This is a genomic window from Schaalia hyovaginalis (assembly GCF_014208035.1).
Lineage (GTDB): Bacteria > Actinomycetota > Actinomycetes > Actinomycetales > Actinomycetaceae > Pauljensenia > Pauljensenia hyovaginalis.
In genome coordinates this window covers 1,778,197-1,801,439 of record NZ_JACHMK010000001.1, presented here as the reverse complement: position 1 = coordinate 1,801,439, position 23,243 = coordinate 1,778,197, and the positions used below count along the sequence as shown (strand labels likewise).

Genomic DNA, 23,243 nt, shown 5'->3' with positions numbered 1-23,243 from the left:
CCTAGGGCCTGAGAGGAAAAGAGAGCGGTGCACGGTGTATCGCCATTGGGAGCCTCTCAGGAAGGCAGCTCGACATGAGCACCGATTTGGAACTGTTGTTCACCCACCCCAACTTCGGGTACCTACGCACCATCGTCGACGGCGAGACCATCTATATCTGCGCCAAGGATGCCGCCACGGCGCTGGGATATGCCAACACGAATAAGGCGATCAAGGATCACTGCAAGGGGGTAACGAAACGGTACCCCCTTGAAACCCCCGGCGGTACACAAGAATTCAGCTTCATCACCGAAGCTGACCTGTATCGGTTGATCTTCTCCTCCCACCTGCCAGCAGCTCAGCAGTTCGAGAAGTGGGTGGTAGCCGAAGTGCTCCCATCGATCCGCAAACACGGCATGTATGCCACTGACCACCTGATCGAGGACACCCGCACCAACCCGCGCGTCATCATGGCCATGCTGCAGGTCTACATCGACGAAAAAGAACGCAGCGAGAAACTCCTCGCAGACAACTACCAACAGGCTCAGCTGCTGCTCGAAGCCCGCCCTAAAGTCAACTACTACGACATGGTGCTGCAGTCAGAAAGCCTGCTGACCACCACCGAGATCGCCAAGGACTATAGATTATCAGCCCGCAAGCTCAACCAGCTGCTCCATGAGCTCGGCGTGCAGTTTCAAGCGGTCGGGCCGCTGGTACCTCTACGCAGAACATGCTGAATCCGGCTTGGCCCAGTCCAAGACCTTCGTTTACGACGAGGAAACCGGCAAAACCAGCACCCACCTGTGCTGGACTCAGAAGGGTCGGCTCTTCATTTACGAGACCTTGAAGCATCAGTGTGGTCTACTGCCCGTCGTCGAGCGTGAGATGGCCGAATGATCCCCACTGAGGCCAAGATTCCGCGCCTGAATGCCTCAGGCTGCCCAGACCCGACCGTGTTCGAAGTACTCAAACGGGAGCAGCGCGCCCAGTTCGGATACCGCCCCTTGGCCTACATCTGCTCACCATATTCCGGAGACGTGGAAGCCAACGTTGCTCTGGCCCGCCGCATGTGTGCTGCCGCGGTTGCTCGCCGGTCAAGTTCCGGCAGGTGGTGTAACTGCTCGTGATCGCGGGGTCGGGGTCAGCGGGCGAGGGCGGGCATGGTGGTCTCCTGTTCGGGTTGGTTGGTGATGAGGCTGAGGCGGCTCTTGGCGAGGATTTCGGGGCCGAGGTAGCGGCGTCCTTCGGCCCATTCATCGGTCTGTTCGGCCAGGACAGCGCCGACGAGCCGGACAATGGCGGCCCTGTTGGGCAAGATCCCGACGCTGTCGGTGCGGCGCCGGATCTGCCGGTTCAACCGTTCGGTGGGGTTGTTCGACCAGATCTGCTGCCAGACCCCGACGGGGAACTGCGTGAAGGGCGAGGATGTCGGCCCGCGCGACATCGAGGTGCTGTGTGACCTCGGGAAGCTTGTCGGCGGTGTCGTCCAGCAGCCGGTCGAACTGGGCCTGGACGGCGCCGGCGTCGGGCTGGTCGTGGACCGAGTGCAGCATTGCCTTGACCGCTGGCCAAAGGCTCTTCGGGGTGATGGCCATCAGGTTCGCGCTGTAGTGGGTGCGACAACGCTGCCAGGACGCTCCAGGCAGGTTCGCCGCGACCGCTTCCATGAGTCCAGTGTGGGCGTTGGAGGTGACCAGGCGGACCCCTGTCAGGCCGCGGGCGACCAGGTCGGCGAAGAACTCGTTCCAGGCCGGTCCGGTCTCGGCGGTGGCGACACGCATCCCTAGGACTTCGCGGTGACCGTCGGCGTTGACACCGGTCGCGAGCATCACGACCGAGTTGACCACCCGGCCGCCCTCGCGGACCTTCATGGTCAACGCGTCTGCGGAGATGAAGGTGAACGGCCCGGCATCACCCAGGGGCCGGTGGCGGAACTGCTCGACGTGTTCGTCGAGGTCGGTGGCCATCCGGAAGACCTGGGACTTCGAGAGTCTGTCGATGCCCAGGGTCTTGACCAGCTTGTCCATGCGGCGAGTACTGACGCCGGCGAGGTAGCAGTCAGCCACCACCGTGATCAGGGCGGACTCGGCGCGCTTGCGGCGTTCCATCAGGCACCCGGGGAGTTGATCCAGACTTGGATGGGGCCTGATCCGGCTTCTAGTTCGGTGCGGAAAATACCTGGGGTGACGTCATCATCGAACCAGGAATCCGCAGCGATGACCCCGCCGATACACAAAACCCGGTGGGCGTCATGCTCACCGGGCGGGTGTGGGGGCTGCTCCCAGTTCCAGAAACGCTTAACGCTCATAGGGTGCCGCCTCTCTGGCGAGGTGTTGTGCTGGCAGTCCGATTGTCATGCCTGTTCTCCTCAGACGTTGTCGATGGTTGCTGCTGGGTGGTGGCGTATGCGCCGGCAAGGGAGAGCGGCAGCATGTTGCCGTTGACCAGGTAGAGGTCTCCGCCGTCCTCGGGTTTGATGCGGTCGAGGTTTTCCAGCTCTCTGATGTCGTTCGCGCTCATCCACCCGTTTTGGCGGGCAACCGCGTAGCCCTGCATGCGCGAGGCGTAGTCGCCCCGCAGGAGACCTTCGAGGTTAAACTTCACAAACACGCCGGTGTCTCTGGGGTCGAGCAGGGTCTTGGTCAAGGCTTGCTCCCACCGGATCACCCACGGATCCAGCGTGTATTTCACGAACTCCAGGGATTGTTGCTCAATGTTCGAGAAGCTGGATTTGTCGAGGTCACCGATCATGTGCGGTGGGATACGGAAAATCCGGGCGATCTCACCCATCTGGAATTTACGGGTCTGCAGAAACTGTGCCTGCTCCGGAGACACCGAAATCGGCGTGTATTTCATGCCCTCTTCCAACACGGCGATCTTGTTGCCGTTTCGCGCCCCACCAAACGTCGCGGTCCACGATTCACGCACCCTCGAGGGGGTCTTTGATCGTGCCCGGGTGCTCCAACACGCCACCGGGCGCTGCACCATTAGCGAAGAAGCTAGCGCCGTAGTCTTCGCAGGCTTGCGCCATGCCGATCGCGTTTTTCGCCATCGCAATCGGGGAATACCCAACCAACCCGTCAAACCCCAACCCCGGAATATGCAGTACCTCCGAGGGTGGGAGCACCACCTTCTCGTACTGGGCAGCAGGTGGTTCCTCGGTGGTGCGCTGGTACTCGTAATAGAGCTGGCCCGCACTATCGCGACCCACGCTCATGCGGTTCGGCATCAAGGGGTAGAGGCCGATGACCTCACCGCGGCCGTTACGGATTACCGGCGCATAGGCGTTACCCCACAAGAGCAGGTGGGGCATGAGCGTTTCCCGGAACACGAAGCTCGTCATTTCCGGGTTCGGCTCATCATGCAACAACCGGTAAAGCGGATGGGTGACCGCCTTCTCCCTTCCCACCATCGGAGCGGGTCTGGTAGACGTGCAGGGGCAGGCCAGCGATCGTCTCAGCCAAAATCCTCACACACGAATAGACAGCGGTCATCTGCATGGCGGTGCGCTCATTGACCGCCCGCCCAGCCGAAATGGGGCCGAACAGGAACGAGTAGCCGGATGAGAGCTGCGTGTTGGATGGGGTTCGGCGTCGAAGTCTTGACCAGAGTGTCATTTGGATCGCCCTCCCATCCTTGAGAGAATAGGGAAAAACCAGTGACGAGGACGGGTGGATGCGCCTTGATGGATGGTCGCGAAGAGGGTAAGAAAACCGCTGACCCCGGGGGTGTACCGATGTTTCGCGGCATTGACCTTCCCGGGGCCTATCGCTCTCAAGACTACCACGATGCCGCCCAAGTCACGCAAGAGGACCTGGAACAGTGGTTCTCGGCTTCGCGCATGCGCCGCTACGGCGGCGTCGATCCTGTGGCCCGATACGTATGGAACACGCGCATATCGAAAGCGTTCTTGGAAGATATTGGACATGTTGAAGTCCTCCTACGAAACTTCATTGATTCCAGGCTTACGGCAGATACCGGTATCAGGATGTGGTGGGAATCGGACAAATACCCGCGATTAGGCGCTTTTCGTCGGAACGTCGACAAAGTCGTCACCCGCATCAGGGAGGCGGGACACGAGCCAGAACCAGACCAGATCGTCGCAGGCCTATCACTGGACAACTGGCGTTTCCTGCTCATCCCCCGCTTGGAAGCCACAATCTGGAAAGCCCTGATCAACCCGGATAACGGTGGAATGCCGCACTATCCCGGACACTCCCGCAAGCGCTTTGAGGCAAACGTCGAACTCATCCGCTTCGTACGAAATCGAGCCTCGCACCAAGAACCCCTGATCAGCGACTCCGATAATGCAAGTGACATCCAAAGGCTATGCGGCTACCTGACAGCCATCGACATGGTCGCCTCGAGCATTGACCCCACAGCAGCCGCATGGATCGCATCGAACTCACGAATCCCATCTGTACTCCCACAACACCCAGGGCATCCATCACAGCACGAGTAGTCCCCGCTCGTCGTAAACCGAGTGCGCAGGCTGGGTATTGCCGTTCCTGATGGCCCGGTCCAGGGCCATGATGAGTGCGACGACGCCATCGATCTTCTCGGTGCTCTTTTGCTTGTCGGGTTTGATGTTGCCGGCAGGACCGGTGCGGATGTGGATGTTATCCACCATCCATGCCAGCACCTTGTTGCCACCGTGCTGAATCTTGCCTTCCAGGGCGAGCTTCATCAGCTCCTTGGACGGTGGGCTCATGTCTTTGAAGCCTTGCCCGAAGGCACGACGGTAAAGCCCAGGCCTTCGAGGTTCTGCGACATTTGGACCGCACCCCACCGGTCGTAGGCGATCTCCCGGATATCGAAGCGGGTACCGAGTTCCTCAATAAACTGCTCGATTGCGGCGTAGTGGACCACGTTGCCTTCGGTGGTGTGCAGTAGTCCTTCCCTGGCCCACTGGTCATACGGGACGTGGTCGCGGTTGACCCGTAGCTCAATGTTGTCTTCGGGAATCCGGAAGTACGACACCACCACGTACGCCTCGGTCTCATCCCGGGGTGGAAACACCAGCACCAGTGCGGTGATATCGGTGGTGGAGGCCAGGTCAAGTCCGGCATAACACACCCGTCCCTCCAATGAAGCCATGTCGATAGGCTGGTTTCCTTTATCCAAACGAGAAACGGCCCCGCACCCGAGGAAACAGGGTGCGGGGCCGCTTCACATCCGCAGGGCTCGTCTTGCGGCGGGCGCGCCGGTCATCGGGCCCGCGCCCCCGGGGATATGGCCGCTTAGACGAGCGGGACCCCCTGCGCATCGGTCGCGTAACGGCCCTTCCTCGTGAGGATCTGGATGAACGCGATGAGGATGAGGATGCCCAGCGCGATGAACGCGATCACCGAAAGCGCGATGAGCGCACCGATCGCCCAGCTTCCGGAGCCGGTTTCCAGCGCCTTGACGGCCAAGGCGGAGGACCACCAAGCGGAGCCGTAGGCGACGACGGTCAGGCCGATCTTCGTGATCGCCTGGGGGATGTATCCGAGGTAGAAGTCGCCGACGCCGATCTGGCCGAGGAAGAAGGTCAGAATGGCGGCGACCATCCGGGACTTCGCCTGAGAGCCCTGCGGCGCCCGGGGTGCTTGCGGGGGAGTGTTCATGCTCATGTGAGGCTCCTCTCGTCGAGTCGTATTGCGAGTACAAGGATCGTCGAGCCCGATGCTCGTCTGAAGACCCCAAGGGGTGGACTTCGGCGCGCTTCCTCCTCCTTTTGTGCGGTGCGGGCGCGCCGGCCCGCTCGCGGATGCCTACACTTCCCCCATGCCCTCCTTCCGGACGATCCTCACGGTCTCGACGCTCCATCCCGGTCGCGCTCCGCAGGAGGTCGAGACCGCGGCGCGGCGGGTGCGGCGTCTGGAATCCTTCGACATCGGGATCGAGGCCGGGCAGGCGCGCGTCACCTTGCGCTTCACCGCTGAGGACGAGGCCGAGGCGCGTCTTGCGCACGCTGAGTTCCTTCGCGCGGTGCGGGAGGTCGCCGATGTCCCCCGCGCGCGCCTCGCGCAGGTGGTGCGAGGGCGGAGCGTTCCGCTCGAATAAGGGGAGCGCCCCGCCCGGGCGCCGAGGGGGTCACTTTTGACGGACTTCGGGGCGCCCTTCTTCAGCCCACAGGACGTGGTGGGTCGTGCCGGGGTCGTCGATGCGCCGGTAGCCGTGCGCGCCGAAGAAATCGCGCTGCCCCTGAATGAGGGCAGCCGGAAGGCGCTCGGACCTCAACGAATCGATGTAGGCCAGACCTGAGGCGAACACGGGGGCGGGCACGCCCGCGAGAATCGCGTCGGCGGCGAGCCTGCGCCATGCGGGGAGTGCCTTCTCAAGCGCCGAGGCGAATGCGGGAGCGGTGAGCAGAGAGGGCAAGGCGGGTTCGTCCTCGTATGCGGAGGCGATGTCGTCGAGGAAGCGGGCGCGAATGATGCAGCCTCCCCGCCAGATCCTCGCGATCTGTGCGAGGTTGATGTTCCAGCCGTTGAGTTCGGAGGCCGTGGCGATCTCATGGAAGCCCTGAGCGTAGGCGGCGATCTTGGCGCCGTACAGGGCCATGCGCACGGATTCGACAAAGGCCGCACGGCTGGCGGGAGTCCGTTCGGCGGTTCCCGGGGTGATGTTCGCATTGCGAAGGGCGGTGCGCTGGGCGATCGCCGAGGAGGCGGAGCGGGCGAAGGTCGCTTCGGCGATCGCTGGCACCGGGACGCCGTGGTCGAGCGCGGTTTGCGAGGACCAGACGCCGGTGCCTTTCTGACCGGCTTGATCGACGATGACGTCGATGAGGGGGCGGCCGGTCCTCGAATCGACCTGATCCAAGACCTCGGCGGTGATGTCGATGAGGTAGGAGTCGAGTTCGGTGCGCCTCCAGCTTCGGAAGACTTCGGCGATCTCATCGATGCTGAGGCCTCCGATACGACGGAGGAGATCGTATGCCTCGGCGATCACCTGCATGTCGGCGTATTCGATGCCGTTGTGCACCATCTTGACGAAGTGCCCGGCTCCGTCGGGGCCGACGTGCGCGCAGCAGGGGCGGCCGTCGACTTGGGCGGCGATGTCTTCGAGGAGGGGGCCGATCCGCGTGTAGGACTCGTCGGCTCCTCCGGGCATGAGCGAAGGCCCCTCCAGGGCGCCCTCCTCCCCTCCGGACACCCCCATCCCGACGAAGTGGATCCCTTCAGTCCGTAAAGCCTTCTCGCGGCGGATCGTGTCGGGATAGAAGGCGTTGCCCCCGTCAATGATGATGTCGCCGGGGGAGAGGACGGATCTGAGCTGGTTGACGACGGATTCCGTCGCGGTGCCGGCGGGGACCATCACGAGAACGACCCTCGGGGTCTTGAGGGAGGCAGTGAAGCCTTCGATGTCCCGAGCGGGATGGAAGAGCCCCTCGTGGGAGTAGTCGTTGACGAAGCGCTCCGTGAGATCGGGCGTGTAGTTGAAGAGGGCGACCTCGTGGCCGTGATGGGCCAGGTTGCGGGCGAGGCTCGTCCCCATGACGCCGAGTCCGTAAACGCCGATGTCGGCGCGGGGGAGGCGGTTCGGTGCGGTGGTCATGTCTTGCCTTTCCGTCCGCCGCCGCGATGCGCGGGCGGCGGACTCCTCACCGGGGCATCGATGCTGGGGTGAGGGGTCAGTCCGTGGTGAGGAACCCGCGCAGCCCTTTTTCGAGGAGGGCTTCGCGGACTTCGGCGACGAGGGCGCGCATCGCGTGTTCGGCTGCTTCGGAGGAACCGGTGGCGATGGCGCGCGCGACCTCGTCGTGGAGGTCGAGGGCGATCGGCTCGGGGTGGGCGGGGTAGAGACCGAGGCGCGTGCGCCCGGCCAGGACCTCGGCGACGAGCTCCCTCAGCGCGTAGAAGGTGTCGTTGTGGCTTGCGGCGAGGATTGCCGAATGAAGCTCGATGTCGGTGGCGAGAAAATCGGTGAGGTCGTCCTTCGCGCCCTCGGCCCGCAATCGTGCGGCGAGTTCGAGGATCCGGGTGCGTTCGCCCTCGGTGGCCCGGCGCGCGGCCGCGGCCGCTGCGACCGGTTCGATGGCGGCGCGCATCTCGTTGAGGGCGCCGAGTTTGGGCCCTCGTGGATCGGCATCGAGCTGCCAGCGGATCAGGGTCGGTGAGAGCGCATCCCACTCGGACGCGGGGCGGATCAGGATCCCTGCGCGTCTGCGGGATTCGACGAGCCCCATGGATTCGAGCGACTTCACGCACTCGCGGGCGATGCTGCGTGAGACCCCGAACTCCGTCTGGATCCATTCGAGTGTGAGCGCGCCGCCGATCGGCAGATCGCCTGCGGCGATCCGGCGTCCGAGCGCCTCGAAAACATCACTGTGGAGCGAGGGGGACACGTTGAGCTCCTTTTGTTGAGGCTTCTGCGCCAATCATAGGGGTCTGTGATCTATGGGACTTTCCTCCTTCTTGAAACGTATGACGTATTCGGTACTATAAAAATACTACATGGACGAAGACGTCATATTTAGGAGGAGTCGTGGACGACACTCGCGAATCATCGCTGACCCACCTCGTCGTGATGGGCGTTGCCGGCAGTGGAAAGACGACCGCCGCAGCTTCACTGGCCGCTCTGACATCGTGGCCCCTCGCCGAAGCCGACGACTTCCACCCCGAAGCGAACATCGTCAAGATGTCTGCGGGCACCCCCCTCACCGACGAAGACCGTTGGCCCTGGCTCAGGAGCCTGCGCGATTGGATGAGCGGGCAAGCGGACAAGCAGAGCTGCTCCATCGTCACCTGCTCGGCCCTCAAACGCGTCTACCGCGACCTCCTTTCCGAAGCGAAGGGCCGCGTGCTCTTCGTCCACCTTGTTGCAGAACAGGACGCCCTGCGCGAACGCATGGAACAGCGTGAAGGGCACTTCATGCCCCCGCAGCTCCTCCCCTCCCAGTTCGCGACCCTCGAGCCCCTCAAGCCCGACGAGGACGGCATCGTCATCGAATCGCGCGAAACCCCGGAACAGACCCTCGCCGCCGTACTCGACGCACTTGAGAGCGCGGGCGTCGCCATCGCCCGCTGATCACCATTCGCACAGGATCATCACTTTCCAATGGAGGAATTCATGATGTCACCCCTTCTCGGAGCAGCCGCCAAGGCAGTCGTGCACTCCGACAATGAACTGCAGCTCGTCGGCGCAGCCCTCGCAGGCATCGCGACGATCATCGTCCTGATCGTCTGGAAGAAGGTCCACCCCTTCCTGGCCCTGACGCTCGGCTCGGCCGTCCTCGCCCTCGTCGCAGGCATCCCCTTGACCGACACCTTCACATCCTTCTCGACGGGCCTCGGCTCGACCGTCGGAGGCGTCGGCACCCTCATCGCCTTCGGCGCGATCATCGGCAAACTCCTCATCGAATCCGGCGGCGCCGATCGTATCGTCGACACGATCCTCGACAAGACCCCCGTCTCCCGACTCCCCTGGGCGATGGCGCTCATCGCCTTCGTCGTCGGCATCCCCCTCTTCTTCGAAGTCGGCATCGTTCTGCTCATCCCGGTGGTCATGCTCGTCGCACGCAGGGCCGAGCAACCGCTGATCCTCGTGGGCGTGCCCGCGCTCGCCGGCCTGTCCGCCCTGCACGGCCTCGTACCGCCTCACCCCGGCCCGCTCATCGCGATCGACGCCCTCGGCGCCGACCTCGGCATCACACTCGGCCTCGGCCTCCTCGTCGCCATCCCGACCGTCATCATCGCAGGGCCCATCGCCGCCCGTGTCATGGCCCGGTGGGTTCCGATCGAGGCCCCGGCCCCTCTCGGCGGCGAATCGACCATCACCGAGCCGCAGAAGCGCCCCTCGTTCGCCATCTCGATCTTCGTCGTCCTCCTCCCCGTCCTCCTCATGCTCGGCCGCACCCTCGTGGAGACTCTGATGGGCTCCGCCAAGGAGACGCTGCTCTACACCTGCGCGGAGTTCCTCGGCCAGCCGATCGTCGCCCTCCTCATCACCGTGATCGTCGCGATCCTCGCCTTCGGCGTGGCACCCGGCCGTAAGGCCGACGAGATCTCAACGATCGTCGGCGCCTCGCTCGGCCCGATCGCGGGGATCCTCCTCATCGTGGGCGCCGGCGGCGGCTTCAAACAGACCCTCGTCGACTCCGGCATCGCCGACGTCATCGCAATCTGGATCGAACAGGCCTCCGTCCCGGCACTCATCGCCGGCTGGCTCGTCGCAGTCGCCGTTCGCCTGGCAACGGGGTCTGCGACCGTGGCGACGATTACGGCTGCAGGCATCATGGCCCCCCTCGCAGGCGCCATGCCCCCGGTCGAGGCCGGCCTCCTCGTCCTCGCCATCGGTGCCGGCTCTGTGTTCCTCTCGCACGTCAACGATGCGGGATTCTGGCTCGTCAAGGAGTACTTCGGCATGACGGTCGGCGAGACCCTCAAGACGTGGTCGCTCATGGAGACGCTCCTCTCGCTCGTCGCAGGCGTCACGGTCTTCCTCATCGGAGCGATCCTCGGGGTCCTCTGATCGCGAGCCCCCGCGCGGATGCGCGCGGAAGGACAGAAGGCCGGGGCCGCGGGATCTGAACCCCGCGGCCCCGGCCCCATCCGGGTCCGAGGCCGACCCTCAGCAGGCGCAGACCCGGCCTCCTCATTCAGCGGAGAGGAACTCCGCGAGAACGATCCTGTGATTCGCGCGCCCGGGCATCGCCTCGAGAGTCAGCTCCTGCGCCAAGCGCACTGCGAGGGCCTCGGCGGACTCCTTCTCGCCGTGGACCGTCAGCACCTTCCGGGGCCGAGGACGCAGGGCCCCGACCCAATCGATCAACTCCGATGCGTCCGCATGCACGGAGAACTCCTCGTCCTTGACGATCCGGGCGCGCACGGCGACCTCGGTGCCGAGCATCTTCACGCAGGGGGCTCCCTCGGCCAGGGAACGGCCACGAGTGCCGGCGGCTTGGTACCCCGTGAGGACGACGCAGTTGCGCTCATCGGGGAGCATCCGGGCCAGATGATGGAGAATGCGGCCGCCGGTGGCCATCCCCGAGGCCGAAATGATGATCGACGGGCGGGAGAAGGCGTTGAGGCTCTTCGACTCGTCGACGCTGCGCAATTCGTGGAGCTCGAGGTGGGGCAGGCGCAATCCCCGTGCGCCCTCGCTCAGCTCCTCCGCCTGCGAACGGGCCCGATAGATCTCCAATGATGCGAGCGCCATCGGGGAATCGACGAAAACGGGCACCCGCGGGATCCGCCCCTCGGCGCTCATCTCGTCGAGCGCCAGGAGGACGACTTCGGTCCGGTCCACGGCGAAAGCCGGGACGAGGACCGATCCTCCCGCGTCAACGGCCGAGCGGATCGCCTCGGCGAAGGCTTCGTGCGCAGGGCCCTTAGGCTCGGGGTGCTCGCGGTCGCCGTAGGTCGACTCGACGAGGACGAGGTCGGCGCCCTCGGGGATCTCACGGCTGCGCAGCACGGGGTGCGTCGAACGCCCGAGGTCGCCGGAGAAGAGGATGGACCCCTCCGGGGTGGCGAGTCGGATCGACCCGGATCCGAGGATGTGCCCCGCCCTCGTCCACCGAGCCTCCAAGCCGTCGCCGAGCTCGAGCGGGCGGTCGAACTCGACCGAGCGGAACAGCGGCAGGGTGCGCTCGACGTCGCCGATCCGGTACAGGGGCTGCGCCTTCTCGTGACGTGAGAATCCGTGCGCGTTCGCGTACTCCGCATCCCGCTCCTGAAGATGGGCCGAGTCGCGCAGGACGATCTCGGCCAGCGCGAGGGTCGTGTCCGTTCCCCAAATCGCCCCCGAGAATCCGTTCTTCACCAGGCGCGGCAGGTAGCCGGTGTGGTCCATATGCGCGTGGGTGAGCAGGACGTCGGTGATCGAGGCGGGCGGGACCGGGAAGTCCGACCAGTTGAGGAGGCGCAGGCGCTTGACGCCCTGGAACATTCCCGCATCGACGAGCAGGCGGCGCGGGCCCTCGGGGGCGTCGATCTCGACGAGGTACTTCGAGCCGGTGACCGTGCCGGCGCCGCCGAGAAGGGTCAGGGTCGTTGCTCCCATGCCACCAGTGTGCCCCGCCTCACTCCTTCGCGCCGGGCAATGAGCCCCTGCAGCGCGAATCGTCCCGCAGATCGCGGACCTTCGAGTGGAATCGGCTGCATTTGGGCCGAAGACGCGCTCCGAGCGGCGACACCGGGAGGCGCCTGTCGTAAACTGGGCGAGTTGTCATGCGCCCGTTTCCAGGGCGCCCCTCAATCGAAGACGTTTTGGAGTGCACGCACGTGAAGAGCACCGTTGAGACCCTCGAGCCCACGAAGGCTCGCCTGACCGTCGAGGTCGCCTACGAGGAGATGGCCTCCGAGATGGAGAAGGCCTACAAGGACATCGCGTCCCAGGTTTCCATCCCCGGTTTCCGCAAGGGCCACGTGCCGCCGCGCATCATCGACCAGCGCTTCGGCCGCGCCGCCGTCATCGAGCAGGTCGTCAATGAGATCCTGCCCGGGCACTACTCCGATGCCGTCGCCGAGCACTCGCTCCGCCCGCTCGCCCAGCCCGAGGTCGAAGTCACCGAGATCCCGAACACGAGCGGCGCCCAGGGCGGCCAGCTGGTCTTCACCGCCGATGTCGACATCGTCCCCCCCTTCGAGCTCCCCGAGTTCGACGAGTCGACCGTCATCACCGTCGATACCGCCGAGGTGACCGATGAGGACGTCCAGGCCGAGCTCGACGAGCTGCGAGGCCGCTTCGCGACCCTCAAGACCATCACCCGCAAGGCGAAGACCGGCGATTTCGCGACCATCGACATGGTCGCCACGATCGACGGCGAAGAGATCGACTCCGTCTCCGACGTGTCCTACGAGATCGGCTCGGGCAACATGCTCGACGGTCAGGACAAGGCGCTGCGCGGCACGAAGGCCGACGAGGTCGTCACCTTCACCTCCACCCTCAAGGGCGGCGAGCACGAGGGCGAAGAGGCCGAGGTCACCATCACGGTGAAGAACGTCAAGACCCGTGAACTGCCCGCCGCTGACGACGACTTCGCCCAGATGGTGTCCGAGTTCGACACGATCGACGAACTCATGGGGGATCTGCGCACCCAGGCCGGCCAGACGAAGATCTCGCAGCAGGCGCTCCAGGCGCGCGATCGTCTCGTCGAGCACCTCCTCGACAAGGTCGAGATCCTCCTGCCCGAGGGCGTCGTCGAGCACGAGGTCTCGCACCGCGTCGCCGAGGATGCCAAGCCCAAGGAGAAGAAGGAGGCCCGCGAGGCCATCGAGAAGGAGCTGCGCACCGAGCTGCTCTCCGAGGAGATCGCCAAGAAGTTCGAGGTCCAGGTCTCCCAGCAGGAGCTCATCGACTACGCGATCCAGATGTCGCAGAACTTCGGCCTCGACATCAACAAGCTCTTCTCCTCCAGCCAGCAGATGGCCTCGGTCGTCGCCGACCTCGGACGCGCGAAGGCGCTCATCGAGGCGCTGCGCAAGGTGACCGTCAAGGACGAGGCCGGCGCGGTCATCGACCTCGCCCCCTTCTTCGGCGACGTCCCGGCCAAGGACGGGGAGGCCGAAAAGGCCTCCGAGGACGAGGCCGAGGGCGGCGAGGAGGCCTGAGCCCCATCGACCCCTTCGAGGATCTCCTTGAAGCCGAGGTGCTGTCCGCCTGATCGGACCCGGGTGCGGGGCCGGAGCGAGTCCGCTCCGGCCCCGCACCCGTTCTCGCCGGGAACTGCGCCCACAGCGAAAAGGCGCCCTCGGGGAGTGCCTGGAGCCCCCGTCGCGGCTAGGTTTAAGCCAGTGGGATCCGACAAGTGGGTCCATGGACTTTAGGAGGGCACGTGAACGACGTGCGCATCGCGGCGGCCGGGGGAGCCGAGTCGCCGATGGGCCTGTCCGACTCCGTCTATCAGCGCCTGCTCAAGGAGCGCATCATCTGGCTGAGCGGCGAGGTCCGCGATGACAATGCGAACGCGATCTGCGCGCAGATGCTGCTCCTGGCGGCGGAGGACCCGGACCGCGAGATCTACCTGTACATCAACAGCCCCGGCGGTTCCGTGACCGCGGGCATGGCGATCTACGACACGATGCAGTACATCAAGCCCGACGTCGTCACCGTCGGCATGGGTCTGGCCGCTTCGATGGGGCAATTCCTCCTCACCGCGGGCGCACCCGGGAAGCGCTACATCACGCCGCACACGCGCGTCCTGCTCCACCAGCCCCTCGGCGGTGCGGGCGGCTCGGCGACCGAGATCCGCATCAACGCCGACCTCATCCTCAAGATGAAGAAGGAGCTCGCCGAGATCACGGCCGAACGCACCGGCAAGTCGGTCGAGCAGATCGAGCTCGACGCCGATCGCGACCACTGGTTCAGCGCGCACGAGGCCCTCGAATACGGCTTCGTCGACAAGGTGATCGAGACGCCGCAGGAAGTCGGCTCGCTCGGTCGGGAGGGAGAGAAGCGATGAGCACCGCCCCTTACTTCGAGGCCGTCGCCCGCCAACTGCCGCAGGCCCGCTATGTCCTGCCCAATTTCGAAGAGCGCACGGCTTACGGCTTCAAGCGCCAGGACCCCTACGCGAAGCTCTTCGAGGACCGGATCGTCTTCCTCGGGGTCCAGGTCGATGACGCCTCCGCCGACGACGTGATGGCTCAGCTCCTGGTCCTCGAGTCGCAGGACCCGGATTCGCTCATCACGATGTACATCAACAGCCCCGGCGGCTCCTTCACGGCGCTCACCGCGATCTACGACACGATGCAGTACATCCGTCCGCAGATCCAGACCGTCTGCCTGGGCCAGGCCGCTTCGGCCGCCGCGGTCCTGCTCGCAGCGGGCTCTCCGGGCAAGCGCCTGGCCCTGCCCAACGCCCGCGTCCTCATCCATCAGCCGGCGATGGAGGGCATGCAGGGGCAGGCCTCCGACATCCAGATCGTCGCCGATGAGATCGACCGCATGCGCCTGTGGCTCGAGGAGACCCTCGCGAAGCACTCGGGCACGCCGGTCGAGCAGATCCGCCGCGACATCGAGCGCGACAAGATCCTCACCGCGCCCCAGGCGAAGGATTACGGCCTCATCGACCAGGTGCTGGAGTCGCGCAAGGCTCAGTGACCCGACCATGACGCGGGGCCCCTCCTCAAGAGGGGCCCCGCTCTTCGTCCGTCGAACGCCTATTCGCATCCGGGGATCGGCAAGACCGCGCCTCCCGAGCGGATCGAGCGCGCGCCGAACACGGCCGCGGCGACGGCGTCCCTCGCATCCTTCGCGCTCGTGACGGTCGCGCCTCCCGAATCGAGGAAGCCGAGGAACTCGGCCATCGTGAGGCGGTCCGCGTCCTCATGGCCGCCGGCGTCGCCGAGGATCGGGTACTCGAGATCGCCCTCGGGGGCGTAGGCGTGCCGCCGGTTCCATACGCGGACGACCCCGCCCTCGCCGTCGCCGAAGTTCTCGAGGCGCCCCGCGTCGCCGATGACCGTGTAGTTGCGCCAGTAGTCGGGCGTGAAGTGGCACTGCTGGTAGGAGGCGAGCACACCGTTTGACAGGCGCATCTGGATCATCGAGATGTCCTCGACGTCGATGACGGGATTGAGATCCCGTGATGCGCGCGGCGGCCAGTTCTCGTAGGAGAACCAATCGGGCATCGTGCGATCGGAGTTGTCCCTCCGGCTGGCGACCCCGCCGTACACCATGAGGTCTCCGAGGCCCTGGACGAGCTCGCTGGAGGCGCCCGCCAGGTAGTGGATGACGTCGATGTCGTGGGCGCCCTTCTGCAGGAGGAGGGTGCCCGAGCGGCTCCGCTCGGCGTGCCAGTCCTTGAAGTAGTAGTCGCCGCCGTTGCCGACGAAGTGGCGGCACCAGATCGCCTGGACCCGGCCGATCGCGCCCTCGTCGATGAGGCGCTTCATCAGGCGGACGACGGACATGTGGCGCATGTTGTGCCCGACGTAGAGCGGCGTGCCGGTCCGCCTCGCGACCCGCAGGATCTCGTCGGCGTCCTCGACGGTGATGGCCATCGGCTTCTCGAGGTAGACCCCGATCCCCGCTTCCAGGAGCTCGGCGGCCACCGCCGCGTGGGTGTCATCCGGAGTCGCGACGATCGCGCCCGCGACCCTGCCCGAGCCGGGCCCGCCGGTCGCGCTGATGAGCTCGGCGGTGCTCGAGTGGAGGGCGACCTCGTCACCGAAGAGGGCGCGCGCCCGATCCCGCCCCGACGGTGAAGGATCGACGGCCCAGGCGATCCGGGATCCGGGTTCGAGGGCGGGGATGTGGGTGCCGATGACGGCGCGCGCTCCGCATCCGACGACCGCGTAGAGCTTCTCACTCATGGGGGTGCACCTCTTCCTCCTCCGTTCCCCCGCTTTCACGCAGGGCGATGTCGATGACGGTGCCGCGCCCCTGCGGAAGGGGGAAGGTGAAGGCGTCGTCCTGCCCGGGCGGGGCGAAACTGAGGAAGGCGACATCCGGATAGGCGTCGATGACCCAGGACTTCGCGACGCGCACGTGCCCGTCGCCGCCGATGAGGCGAACCGATTCGATGTCCTGCGGGCGCACTCCGACCAGGGGAAGCGGGCCGATGGGCTCTTCCCAGACGTGGGCGTACAGATGCGAGCCGCGCATGGTCCAGCGCCCCCATTCGGGCTTGGCGATCCCCGCGGGGCCCGCCCCCTTGAGGGCCTCTTCGTGCGCATGCACCCAGGAGCCGAAGGCCCTGAGCGTTTCGGCGGATTCTTCCGGAATGCGCCCCTCGCCGTCCGGGCCGACGTTGAGCAGGAGGTTGCCGCCCTTGGAGACGACTTCGACGAACTTGGCCGCGAGGGTCGAGGGGGCCTTCATCGCGGTATCCGAATGATGCCAGGCCCAATGGTTGTTGAGGGTCACGCAGGACTCCCAGGGCACCGGGGCGCCGTCCTCGCAGAGGATCCCCGAGGGCGGGATGAGCTGTTCGGGGGAGACGAAGTCGCCCGCGAAGGGGCTCGGCTCGGCGGTCACGATCGAACCGAAGGCGGAGGCCGACACCTCGAGGCGGTTGTCGATGAGGACCTGCGGTTGAAGGGAGCGGACCATCTCCACGAGTTCGCGCGCCCGCCACCGCTCGCCCGTCATCTCGTCGTAGGAGAAGTCGAACCAGAGGATGTCGAGTTCGCCGTAGTTCGTGCACAGCTCCTTCACCTGCGCGTGCATCTTCGTGAGGTAGGCGTCGAAGTCGTGTCGGACCCCGCAGAAGGCGGGGTCGTTGCGCTGGGGGTGGAAGGCGTCCCCCCAGACGGGGTAGTCGGGGTCGGCCCAGTCGATGAGGCTGAAGTAGAGTCCGACGCGCAGGCCCTCGGCGCGGAAGGCCTCGAGGAACTCGGCGACGAAGTCGCGGCCGGGCGCCATTTTCGCCGAGGTGAAGTCCGAGTGGGCCGAATCGAAGAGGCAGTATCCGTCGTGGTGCTTGGCGGTCAGGATCGCGTACTCCATCCCCGCCTCCTTGGCCAGCCGCGCCCATTCGTGGAAGTCGACGGACTCGGGGTTGAAGGCCTTCGCCCAGGGGAGGTAGTCCCGGGCGCTCATCTCCTCGTGCGAGCGGACCCATTCGCCCCGGCCGAGGAGGGAGTAGACGCCCCAGTGGATGAACATTCCGAGGCGGGCGCGCCGGAACCATTGCGAGCGGGCGAAGCGCTCGGGCACGGCGGGCGGGGTGTAGCGCGGGGGGATCCGGGGGGTTTCAGAAACCATGGGACATGCTCCAGGGGGCGATGCGGGCGGCGCGAATGAGGTCTTCGGGCAGCGGAGGGAAGTGGCGGTCGACGGGGGCGCGGATCCCGGCGACGAGTGCGCTCAGGGAGTCGATGCCGTGCGCGCTGAGCGTTCCGGGGTCCGCGCTCTCGCGGTGCGCGCGGGCGCGCCCGTCGTCGAGCTCGAGGACGAAGACGCCGGTGTTGGCGCTGAAGAGCTCGTCCCGCACGGCGAAGCGCCAGTGCCCGCTGATGCCCTCGGACCAGGGGCGCGCTTCGAGGGCTGCGGCGAGGTCGAGGACGCGTCCCATCGGCGTGACCCGGGCGCCGAGTGAGGCGTTCGCGTTCAGCCAGTGCCAGGAGGAGTCGTGCGGGGCGCCGTAGATCTCGACGGTGTCGATCCCGGTGTGGGAGGCGAGCAGGGCGAGGGCGTGCTCCCAGGCCTCGGCGTCGAGGGCGTGGAGGAAGTCGCAGGTGAGGGTCGCGCCCTCGCGCGTGAAGCGTGTGAATGCGCGGATGGCGGCGGAAGAGGGGGTGTCCCCCGGCTCGGCGGGGGCCTCGACAACGAGGTCGACGGTGGCGCCCGTGGGCCTGCTGAGCGGTCTTACGACGCCATTGAGCCCCCGGGTGCTGGCGTCCAGGGCCTCGGCCCGTGACCGGTCGTCCTCGGGATCGAGGATCCGTCCGCGCAGGGCCTGCGAGCGGCGGGCCCTAAGGAGGTCGGCGGTCGGGATCCGCACGGCGTCGCGCTGGGCGACGATGGCGTACCCCAGGGGGCGATAGATCGCAGGGGCCGCGGGATAGAGGAGGGAGAAGAGCGCTCCGGAGTCCGACTGGCGGGCCAGAAGCTCGCGCATCATCCGAGTCGCGAGCCCCCGGCCCCGGTGGGGGAGGGCGACGGTGACGTCACAGACTCCGGCGGCGGCCAGGGTGCGCTCGCCGAGTCTGAGCGCGAGGGGGTGCGAGGCGGCCGTCGCGATGAGGGCGCCCTCGTCGAAGGCCCCGAGGGCGTAGGGGGCGGCGCGGTCGAGGCTCCACGACGCCGGGCGCAGCGGACAGGAGCCGAAGGCCTCGCGCATCGCGCGTTCGTAGTCGGCGAGGTCGCGGTCTGCGAGCCGTCGGATCTCCATCAGCTCTTCACCGCCCCTGCGACCATTCCGGCGACGATGTGCTTTTGCGCGAAGATGTAGACGATGAGGACGGGGATCACGGAGACGACGATGTTCGCGCAGACCAGCGCGTAGTTGTACGAGTGCATGCCCTGGAAGTCGAAGACGGTCATCGGCATCGTCCACTTGCTCTGATTGGGCATGAGGAACAGGACGTTCTGGAACTCGTTCCACGCGTAGGTGACGAGCAGGACGAGGCTCGTCACGGACACGGGGCGCAGCAGGGGCAGGATCACTTGGAAGAAGGTCCGGATCGGTCCGGCTCCGTCGATGATGGCGGCCTCGTCGAGGCTGCGCGGGAGGCGCTGGATGAATCCCACGTACATGAGCGTGATGAAGGGGATCTGGATGCCGACGTCGACGAGGATGAGGCCGGTGAAGGTCCCGTACAGCCCGAGCACCTGGAGGACTTTGATCGCGGGGATGAAGCTGAAGGGGGCGATCATCCCGGCGAGGAGGTACTGGTAGGCGCGTGCGGGGAAACGGGCGGGGGAGCGGGCGATGACGTAGGCGGCCATGGCGCAGACGAGGACGGTGAGTCCCGTGACGCCGACGGAGACGATGAGTCCGTTGAGGAGGCCGCGGGCGACGCCCTCGGTCCCCAGGACGGTCGCGTAGTTCTCCCACTGCGGGTGCGCGGGCAGGCTGAAGTCCATGATCTTCGACTCGGCCTCCGACTTGACGGAGGTGAGGAGGACCAGGGAGAGGGGGATGAGGTAGATCGCGCTGATGAGCGCGGCGACGAGGTAGATGAGGCCCAGTCGAAGCGCTTTGCGCGTTCTCGCCCCCGATGAGGGGGAGCGGCGGGGCGCCCGCTTGGGGGAGTGTGCGGCGGTCATTCGGCATCGGCCTCGTTTCGGCGGATGAGGGTGTTGATGAAGAAGGCGAGGGCGGTGATGAGGACGAATTGCGCGAAGCTCGCCGCGGCGGGGATCGCCAGGGATCCCGTCACCATCTGTTTCGCGATGAAGGTGGAGATCACTTCGGTCGAGTGACCGGGACCGCCTCCTGTGGTCGCGTAGATGATGTCGAAGGCCTTCATCCCGGAGATGAACGTCAGAAGGAGCGCGAGATTGATCGCGTGCGCGACGAGGGGGAGCTTGACGTTCCACATCACGCGCAGGGCTCCGGCGCCGTCGATCCGGGCCGCTTCGATGGTCTCCTGCGGGACGGACTGGAGGGCGGCGAGGACGATGACGACGGTCCAGCCGACTCCGACCCAGACGTCGACCGCCGCGACGGAGGCGAGGGCGGTGTCGAAGTCGCCGAGCCAGGGACGGGCGAGGGAGTCGAGGCCGATGACGCGGAGGAATCCGTTGAGGATCCCGTCGTTGTCCAGGAGGAAGTTGAACACCATGCCGACGACGACGAGGGAGATCATGATCGGCGCGTACACGAGGGCGCGCAGGAAGTCCCGGCCGACGAAGGCCTGATCGAGGAAGAGGGCGAGGAGGACTCCGAATCCGGTCTTGCCGAGGGTGACGAGCAGGGCGAAGATGAACTGGTGGAGGACGGCCGGGATGAATTGGCCCGACGAGGCGAAGAGCGTCTCATAGTTGGCCAGGCCGACGAAGTGCATCGCCGAGGAGGTGAGCTTCGCGTCGGTCAGCGAAAGACCGAGTCCGACGAATGCGGGCACGATGTAGAAGATCGTGAAGATGAGGAGGGCCGGTGCGAGGAAGGCCGTGGGGTAGGTCTTGAGCACCCGCTTCGAGGGGTGGGCCATGGTTGCTCCTTGGATGCCGAGCCGGGGCTCCGCAGCGCGGATGAGGTGTGGGGGTGATGCGGCCGGGGCGCGGGCCGAGCCGAGGGCCTGCGCCCCGGGCGATCAGAATCCGGGGATTCCCGCGGCCTTCCCGGAGGCGATCATGCCGTCGGCCTCGGTGGTGAGGAAGTCGGCGGCGCTCATCTGCCCGGCGACGAGCTGCTGGTAGGCGGCGATGAGATCCGATTCGGGTGCGGGGACGAGCGAGGCGTTGTCGATCGCGAGGGTCGACGCGCCCTTCTCGATGGCGGTGGCGATGTCGGTCATCGCCTTGGGGGCCTTCTCGGGGACGGTGACGTCGGTGAAGTTCGAGATTCCGGGCGCGGCGTCCATGAACTTCTGCGCGACCTCGGGCGAGGCGAGGTAGCTGAGGAAGGCCTTCGCGCCCTCGACGTTGGCGCTCGACTTGGCGATGTGCAGGCCGTCCGCGCCGGACAGGCCGAGCATGGTGCGCCCCTCGGCGCTCGGGAGCGGGAAGAAGCCGATCGAGGTCGCGGCGTCGTCGGCCAGTCCGCTCATTTCGCCGATCGCCCAGGAGCCGTTGATGATCATCGCCGCGGAGCCGTCGACGACGGCCTTCAGCGATTCCTCGTAGGTGGCGGTGAGGACGTCCTCGTTGAGGAGCCCGTCCTTCGCCCAGGATTCGAGGGCGTTGTACTGGTCGGTCAGGGCGGGGATCTGGTCCCAGCGCATCTCGTTGGCGTTGAGCTTCGAGATCGTATCGCCGTCGAGGTTCATCAGGGGGTTGACGGAATTGCGGTGCTGGAGGAGCGTCCATCCGTCCTTGCCCGCGAGGAAGAGCGGCGTCGTCCCCTTGGCCTTGAGGGCCTTCATGGCTTCGGTCATCTCCGCAAGGGAGGTCGGCACCGCGACGCCGGCTTCTTCGAAGACCTTCGTGTTGTAGAAGACGCCGAAGGTCGCGCCGGGCGTGGGCGAGGGGAAGGAGTAGACCTTCCCGTCGGATGCGGTGAGCGAGTCGACGCCGGCCTCGGTGAGGCGGTCGAGGAAGGGCTCGCCGGTCAGGTCGACCATGACGTTGGGGACGTCGAAGAGGGTGTAGGCGCCGGCGAAGATGTCGATGTCGGTTCCTCCGGCGAGGCGGGATCCGACGACCGAGTTGTAGTTCTCGTCGGGGATCGCCTGGAGGGTGACGGGTGATGCGGCATCGGCGTTGTAGGCGTCGACGGCCTCGGTGAGGACGGCGACATTCGCCCAGGACGTGGGGACGACGTAGACGATGCCTTCGGTGCTGGAGGCGGAGCCGGACTCGGCGGCATCGCCGCCGCCTTGGCAGGCTGCGAGTCCGAGGGCGAGTGCGCCGGCTGCGCCGAGCGCGATGGCGGTTCTCAGGGTGTTCATTCGTTCTCCTCGTTGAGTACTGAATCGTGTTGAGGTTTGCAGGGGATCGGGATCGCGATCGGGCTCGCGTTGACGAGGGCGTCGATCGTGGAGGGGGCGCCGAGCAGTCGGGTCTCGATCGCTTCGAGGCCGCGAAGGGCCGCGCCGAGGGCGGGGCCCCAGGAGCGAAGGGCCGCGACTTCGATCACGAAGGAGGGGCCGGTCGGCAGTTCCTTGTCGAGCGCCAAGATCAGACGGTCGACGAGCATGGGGGAGCGGTGGGCGAGAGGGCCTCCGAGCACGATCTTGTCCGGGTCGATGCTCATGGCGAGGTAGGCGATCTGGGTGGCCGTGAGCGCGCAGAAGCCGTCGACCGACTCGAGGGCGCGCGCGTCGCCCTTCTCGGCGGCGAGGAGGGTTTCCAGGAAGCGGGGCCATGTGGTCCAATCCTCGGGGGGCGGCATCGAGGTCGAGGCGACCATGTTGAGCTCTCCGGCGAGTTCGCGCGCGCCTCGCCGGATGCGCCCGTCGAGGATGATCCCCGCCGCGACGCGGTACCACAGGAGGGCGTGGATCACGTCGAGGGCGTCCTGGGCGCATCCGATGCGGTGTTCGGCGTATGCGGCGGCTTTGAGGTCGTTCTCGAGGATGAGCGGCGCGGGCAGTCGTGAGGCGAAGTCGGAGTCGATGAGCGCGTTGCCGACGGGGAGGCGCCCGAGGCTGCCGCGCTGGTCGACCTGTGCGCCGATGGCTGCGCTGAACAGCGAGACGCGATCCGTCGGGGTGTCGGCTTCGCCGAGGAAGTCGTGCAGTTGCTCGATGAGGAGACGGCTGCGGTCGCCCGGGGCCGGAGGCGCGGGGAGTTCGCAGACCCGGGCCGCGCGCACCGTGCCGGCGAGGTCGACGAGCATGAAGCGGTGCTCGTGGAGGGAGATGTCCATCGCGACGAGGAGGGCGCCGGAGGCGTTGAGGGAGTAGGAGGCCGCTGGGCGCCCTCCCTGGGTCCCGACCCTCGCCTCCTCGCGGGTCGCGATCCCGGCGGTGACGAGGGTGTCGAGGTGGCTCTTGAGGGTCGGGCGCGACAGGCCGGTCGCCTCGGAGAGGAGGTGCAGGGGGAGGGAAGCGCCCTTGCGCAGCTCGGAGACGAGCTTCGCGCGATTGGCCGCGCCGAGGTCGGCGAGGCGATCGTTGTGCGGGTTCGACGCTTCCATCGGCGACTCCTTCGTCCCGGTTATGAAAGGCTCTTTCATAACGAGAGCATAGTGTCTTCCCGATGGTTAGTAAAGGCCCTTTCATTACAGCTGTGTAACGGAGCGGGATCGGCGTGCCCGCGAACGGCTTCGCAGCCTGCTA

At 66.2% G+C, this 23,243-nt stretch carries 21 protein-coding genes and 3 pseudogenes; 10 read left to right on the top strand and 14 right to left on the bottom strand.

From position 1 onward, the window contains the following. Positions 1-74: 74 nt before the first annotated feature. The 3 genes from HD592_RS07920 to HD592_RS12740 are packed head-to-tail and all read left to right on the top strand — an operon-like array spanning position 75 to position 1,106. The gene (locus tag HD592_RS07920; RefSeq protein ID WP_343058774.1) at positions 75-716 is read left to right on the top strand and encodes a phage antirepressor; all 642 of its coding nucleotides are present in this window, start codon (positions 75-77) and stop codon (positions 714-716) included. Next, entirely contained in the window at positions 655-876 is a 222-nt protein-coding gene (locus tag HD592_RS12485; RefSeq protein ID WP_343058773.1) for a phage antirepressor KilAC domain-containing protein, read from the top strand. Before HD592_RS07920 ends, HD592_RS12485 begins: the two co-directional genes overlap by 62 nt. Continuing rightward, positions 873-1,106: a DUF7768 domain-containing protein gene (locus tag HD592_RS12740; RefSeq protein WP_484592953.1), complete on the top strand. Its 234-nt coding sequence runs from the start codon at positions 873-875 to the stop codon at positions 1,104-1,106. Before HD592_RS12485 ends, HD592_RS12740 begins: the two co-directional genes overlap by 4 nt. Before the next feature lie 14 nt (positions 1,107-1,120). On the opposite strand, the pseudogene HD592_RS07915 reads toward HD592_RS12740, so the two are convergent. Both HD592_RS07915 and HD592_RS07910 read right to left on the bottom strand, forming a co-directional pair. Then, positions 1,121-2,099: pseudogene (locus HD592_RS07915) on the bottom strand (IS256 family transposase); the annotation flags it as partial. Between the two features lie 184 nt (positions 2,100-2,283). Beyond that, positions 2,284-3,391: pseudogene (locus HD592_RS07910) on the bottom strand (phage portal protein). A 273-nt stretch (positions 3,392-3,664) separates the two neighbouring features. On the opposite strand from HD592_RS07910, the gene HD592_RS07905 reads away from it, so the two are divergent. Further along, positions 3,665-4,441 carry a hypothetical protein gene (locus HD592_RS07905; protein ID WP_184453144.1) on the top strand — a complete coding sequence of 259 codons (777 nt, stop codon included), beginning with the start codon at positions 3,665-3,667 and terminating at the stop codon, positions 4,439-4,441. Here HD592_RS07905 and HD592_RS12480 read toward each other — a convergent pair. Beyond that, positions 4,427-5,079 (bottom strand): annotated as a pseudogene (locus HD592_RS12480) (terminase TerL endonuclease subunit); the annotation flags it as partial. The gene HD592_RS07905 and the pseudogene HD592_RS12480 overlap by 15 nt on opposite strands. Positions 5,080-5,219: 140 nt before the next feature. Beyond that, positions 5,220-5,591 carry an NINE protein gene (locus HD592_RS07895; protein WP_246430002.1) on the bottom strand — a complete coding sequence of 124 codons (372 nt, stop codon included), beginning with the start codon at positions 5,589-5,591 and terminating at the stop codon, positions 5,220-5,222. Between the two features lie 154 nt (positions 5,592-5,745). Between HD592_RS07895 and HD592_RS07890 the strand changes: the two genes are divergently transcribed. Then, positions 5,746-6,024 carry an FMN-dependent dehydrogenase gene (locus HD592_RS07890; RefSeq protein WP_184453142.1) on the top strand — a complete coding sequence of 93 codons (279 nt, stop codon included), beginning with the start codon at positions 5,746-5,748 and terminating at the stop codon, positions 6,022-6,024. A 30-nt stretch (positions 6,025-6,054) separates the two neighbouring features. Here HD592_RS07890 and gndA read toward each other — a convergent pair whose 3' ends face one another. Next, positions 6,055-7,521 (bottom strand): NADP-dependent phosphogluconate dehydrogenase, encoded by a 1,467-nt coding sequence (gene gndA, locus HD592_RS07885; protein ID WP_184453140.1) that lies wholly within the window; start codon positions 7,519-7,521, stop codon positions 6,055-6,057. 76 nt (positions 7,522-7,597) lie between these two features. Then, positions 7,598-8,311 (bottom strand): FadR/GntR family transcriptional regulator, encoded by a 714-nt coding sequence (locus HD592_RS07880; protein WP_184453138.1) that lies wholly within the window; start codon positions 8,309-8,311, stop codon positions 7,598-7,600. A 140-nt stretch (positions 8,312-8,451) separates the two neighbouring features. Here HD592_RS07880 and HD592_RS07875 point away from each other — a divergent pair, with 140 nt between their 5' ends. Beyond that, positions 8,452-8,994 carry a gluconokinase gene (locus tag HD592_RS07875; RefSeq protein ID WP_320658254.1) on the top strand — a complete coding sequence of 181 codons (543 nt, stop codon included), beginning with the start codon at positions 8,452-8,454 and terminating at the stop codon, positions 8,992-8,994. A gap of 42 nt (positions 8,995-9,036) precedes the next feature. Continuing rightward, positions 9,037-10,437 (top strand): GntP family permease, encoded by a 1,401-nt coding sequence (locus HD592_RS07870; RefSeq protein ID WP_184453136.1) that lies wholly within the window; start codon positions 9,037-9,039, stop codon positions 10,435-10,437. Between the two features lie 123 nt (positions 10,438-10,560). Here the strand turns inward: HD592_RS07870 and HD592_RS07865 are convergent, their stop codons facing one another. Next, complete coding sequence (locus HD592_RS07865; protein WP_184453134.1) at positions 10,561-11,970, bottom strand: MBL fold metallo-hydrolase RNA specificity domain-containing protein; 1,410 nt, start codon at positions 11,968-11,970, stop codon at positions 10,561-10,563. A 221-nt stretch (positions 11,971-12,191) separates the two neighbouring features. On the opposite strand from HD592_RS07865, the gene tig reads away from it, so the two are divergent. The 3 genes from tig to HD592_RS07850 all read left to right on the top strand — a co-directional run bounded on the left by tig (position 12,192) and on the right by HD592_RS07850 (position 15,012). Continuing rightward, positions 12,192-13,520: a trigger factor gene (gene tig, locus HD592_RS07860; RefSeq protein WP_184453132.1), complete on the top strand. Its 1,329-nt coding sequence runs from the start codon at positions 12,192-12,194 to the stop codon at positions 13,518-13,520. 269 nt (positions 13,521-13,789) lie between these two features. After that, positions 13,790-14,371: an ATP-dependent Clp protease proteolytic subunit gene (locus HD592_RS07855; RefSeq protein WP_154477784.1), complete on the top strand. Its 582-nt coding sequence runs from the start codon at positions 13,790-13,792 to the stop codon at positions 14,369-14,371. Further along, entirely contained in the window at positions 14,368-15,012 is a 645-nt protein-coding gene (locus HD592_RS07850; protein ID WP_184453130.1) for an ATP-dependent Clp protease proteolytic subunit, read from the top strand. Before HD592_RS07855 ends, HD592_RS07850 begins: the two co-directional genes overlap by 4 nt. A gap of 59 nt (positions 15,013-15,071) precedes the next feature. Here HD592_RS07850 and HD592_RS07845 read toward each other — a convergent pair whose 3' ends face one another. The 7 genes from HD592_RS07845 to HD592_RS07815 all read right to left on the bottom strand — a co-directional run bounded on the left by HD592_RS07845 (position 15,072) and on the right by HD592_RS07815 (position 23,101). Beyond that, entirely contained in the window at positions 15,072-16,226 is a 1,155-nt protein-coding gene (locus HD592_RS07845; protein ID WP_184453128.1) for a Gfo/Idh/MocA family protein, read from the bottom strand. Continuing rightward, positions 16,219-17,619: an alpha-L-fucosidase gene (locus tag HD592_RS07840; RefSeq protein WP_184453126.1), complete on the bottom strand. Its 1,401-nt coding sequence runs from the start codon at positions 17,617-17,619 to the stop codon at positions 16,219-16,221. Before HD592_RS07840 ends, HD592_RS07845 begins: the two co-directional genes overlap by 8 nt. After that, complete coding sequence (locus HD592_RS07835) at positions 17,609-18,748, bottom strand: GNAT family N-acetyltransferase (protein WP_184453124.1); 1,140 nt, start codon at positions 18,746-18,748, stop codon at positions 17,609-17,611. Before HD592_RS07835 ends, HD592_RS07840 begins: the two co-directional genes overlap by 11 nt. Further along, positions 18,748-19,626, bottom strand: coding sequence for a carbohydrate ABC transporter permease (locus tag HD592_RS07830; protein ID WP_184453122.1), 879 nt, complete (start codon positions 19,624-19,626; stop codon positions 18,748-18,750). Before HD592_RS07830 ends, HD592_RS07835 begins: the two co-directional genes overlap by 1 nt. Next, positions 19,623-20,513 (bottom strand): carbohydrate ABC transporter permease, encoded by an 891-nt coding sequence (locus HD592_RS07825; RefSeq protein WP_184453119.1) that lies wholly within the window; start codon positions 20,511-20,513, stop codon positions 19,623-19,625. The genes HD592_RS07830 and HD592_RS07825 overlap by 4 nt, the downstream gene beginning before the upstream one ends. 102 nt (positions 20,514-20,615) lie before the next feature. Beyond that, positions 20,616-21,911, bottom strand: coding sequence for an ABC transporter substrate-binding protein (locus tag HD592_RS07820; protein WP_184453117.1), 1,296 nt, complete (start codon positions 21,909-21,911; stop codon positions 20,616-20,618). After that, positions 21,908-23,101, bottom strand: a complete 1,194-nt coding sequence (locus HD592_RS07815) for an ROK family transcriptional regulator (RefSeq protein WP_184453116.1) — start codon at positions 23,099-23,101, stop codon at positions 21,908-21,910. The genes HD592_RS07820 and HD592_RS07815 overlap by 4 nt, the downstream gene beginning before the upstream one ends. Between the last annotated feature and the right edge of the window lie 142 nt (positions 23,102-23,243).

What these genes read in the sequence shown, in the direction of transcription:
- HD592_RS07920 (WP_343058774.1), top strand. Translation starts at nt 75, where the DNA reads ATGAGCACCGATTTGGAACTGTTGTTCACCCACCCCAACTTCGGGTAC.
- HD592_RS12485 (WP_343058773.1), top strand. Translation starts at nt 655, where the DNA reads ATGAGCTCGGCGTGCAGTTTCAAGCGGTCGGGCCGCTGGTACCTCTAC.
- HD592_RS12740 (WP_484592953.1), top strand. Translation starts at nt 873, where the DNA reads ATGATCCCCACTGAGGCCAAGATTCCGCGCCTGAATGCCTCAGGCTGC.
- HD592_RS07905 (WP_184453144.1), top strand. Translation starts at nt 3,665, where the DNA reads ATGGATGGTCGCGAAGAGGGTAAGAAAACCGCTGACCCCGGGGGTGTA.
- HD592_RS07895 (WP_246430002.1), bottom strand. Translation starts at nt 5,591, where the DNA reads ATGAGCATGAACACTCCCCCGCAAGCACCCCGGGCGCCGCAGGGCTCT.
- HD592_RS07890 (WP_184453142.1), top strand. Translation starts at nt 5,746, where the DNA reads ATGCCCTCCTTCCGGACGATCCTCACGGTCTCGACGCTCCATCCCGGT.
- gndA (WP_184453140.1), bottom strand. Translation starts at nt 7,521, where the DNA reads ATGACCACCGCACCGAACCGCCTCCCCCGCGCCGACATCGGCGTTTAC.
- HD592_RS07870 (WP_184453136.1), top strand. Translation starts at nt 9,037, where the DNA reads ATGATGTCACCCCTTCTCGGAGCAGCCGCCAAGGCAGTCGTGCACTCC.
- HD592_RS07865 (WP_184453134.1), bottom strand. Translation starts at nt 11,970, where the DNA reads ATGGGAGCAACGACCCTGACCCTTCTCGGCGGCGCCGGCACGGTCACC.
- HD592_RS07855 (WP_154477784.1), top strand. Translation starts at nt 13,790, where the DNA reads ATGGGCCTGTCCGACTCCGTCTATCAGCGCCTGCTCAAGGAGCGCATC.
- HD592_RS07850 (WP_184453130.1), top strand. Translation starts at nt 14,368, where the DNA reads ATGAGCACCGCCCCTTACTTCGAGGCCGTCGCCCGCCAACTGCCGCAG.
- HD592_RS07845 (WP_184453128.1), bottom strand. Translation starts at nt 16,226, where the DNA reads ATGAGTGAGAAGCTCTACGCGGTCGTCGGATGCGGAGCGCGCGCCGTC.
- HD592_RS07840 (WP_184453126.1), bottom strand. Translation starts at nt 17,619, where the DNA reads ATGGTTTCTGAAACCCCCCGGATCCCCCCGCGCTACACCCCGCCCGCC.
- HD592_RS07835 (WP_184453124.1), bottom strand. Translation starts at nt 18,748, where the DNA reads ATGGAGATCCGACGGCTCGCAGACCGCGACCTCGCCGACTACGAACGC.
- HD592_RS07830 (WP_184453122.1), bottom strand. Translation starts at nt 19,626, where the DNA reads ATGACCGCCGCACACTCCCCCAAGCGGGCGCCCCGCCGCTCCCCCTCA.
- HD592_RS07825 (WP_184453119.1), bottom strand. Translation starts at nt 20,513, where the DNA reads ATGGCCCACCCCTCGAAGCGGGTGCTCAAGACCTACCCCACGGCCTTC.
- HD592_RS07820 (WP_184453117.1), bottom strand. Translation starts at nt 21,911, where the DNA reads ATGAACACCCTGAGAACCGCCATCGCGCTCGGCGCAGCCGGCGCACTC.
- HD592_RS07815 (WP_184453116.1), bottom strand. Translation starts at nt 23,101, where the DNA reads ATGGAAGCGTCGAACCCGCACAACGATCGCCTCGCCGACCTCGGCGCG.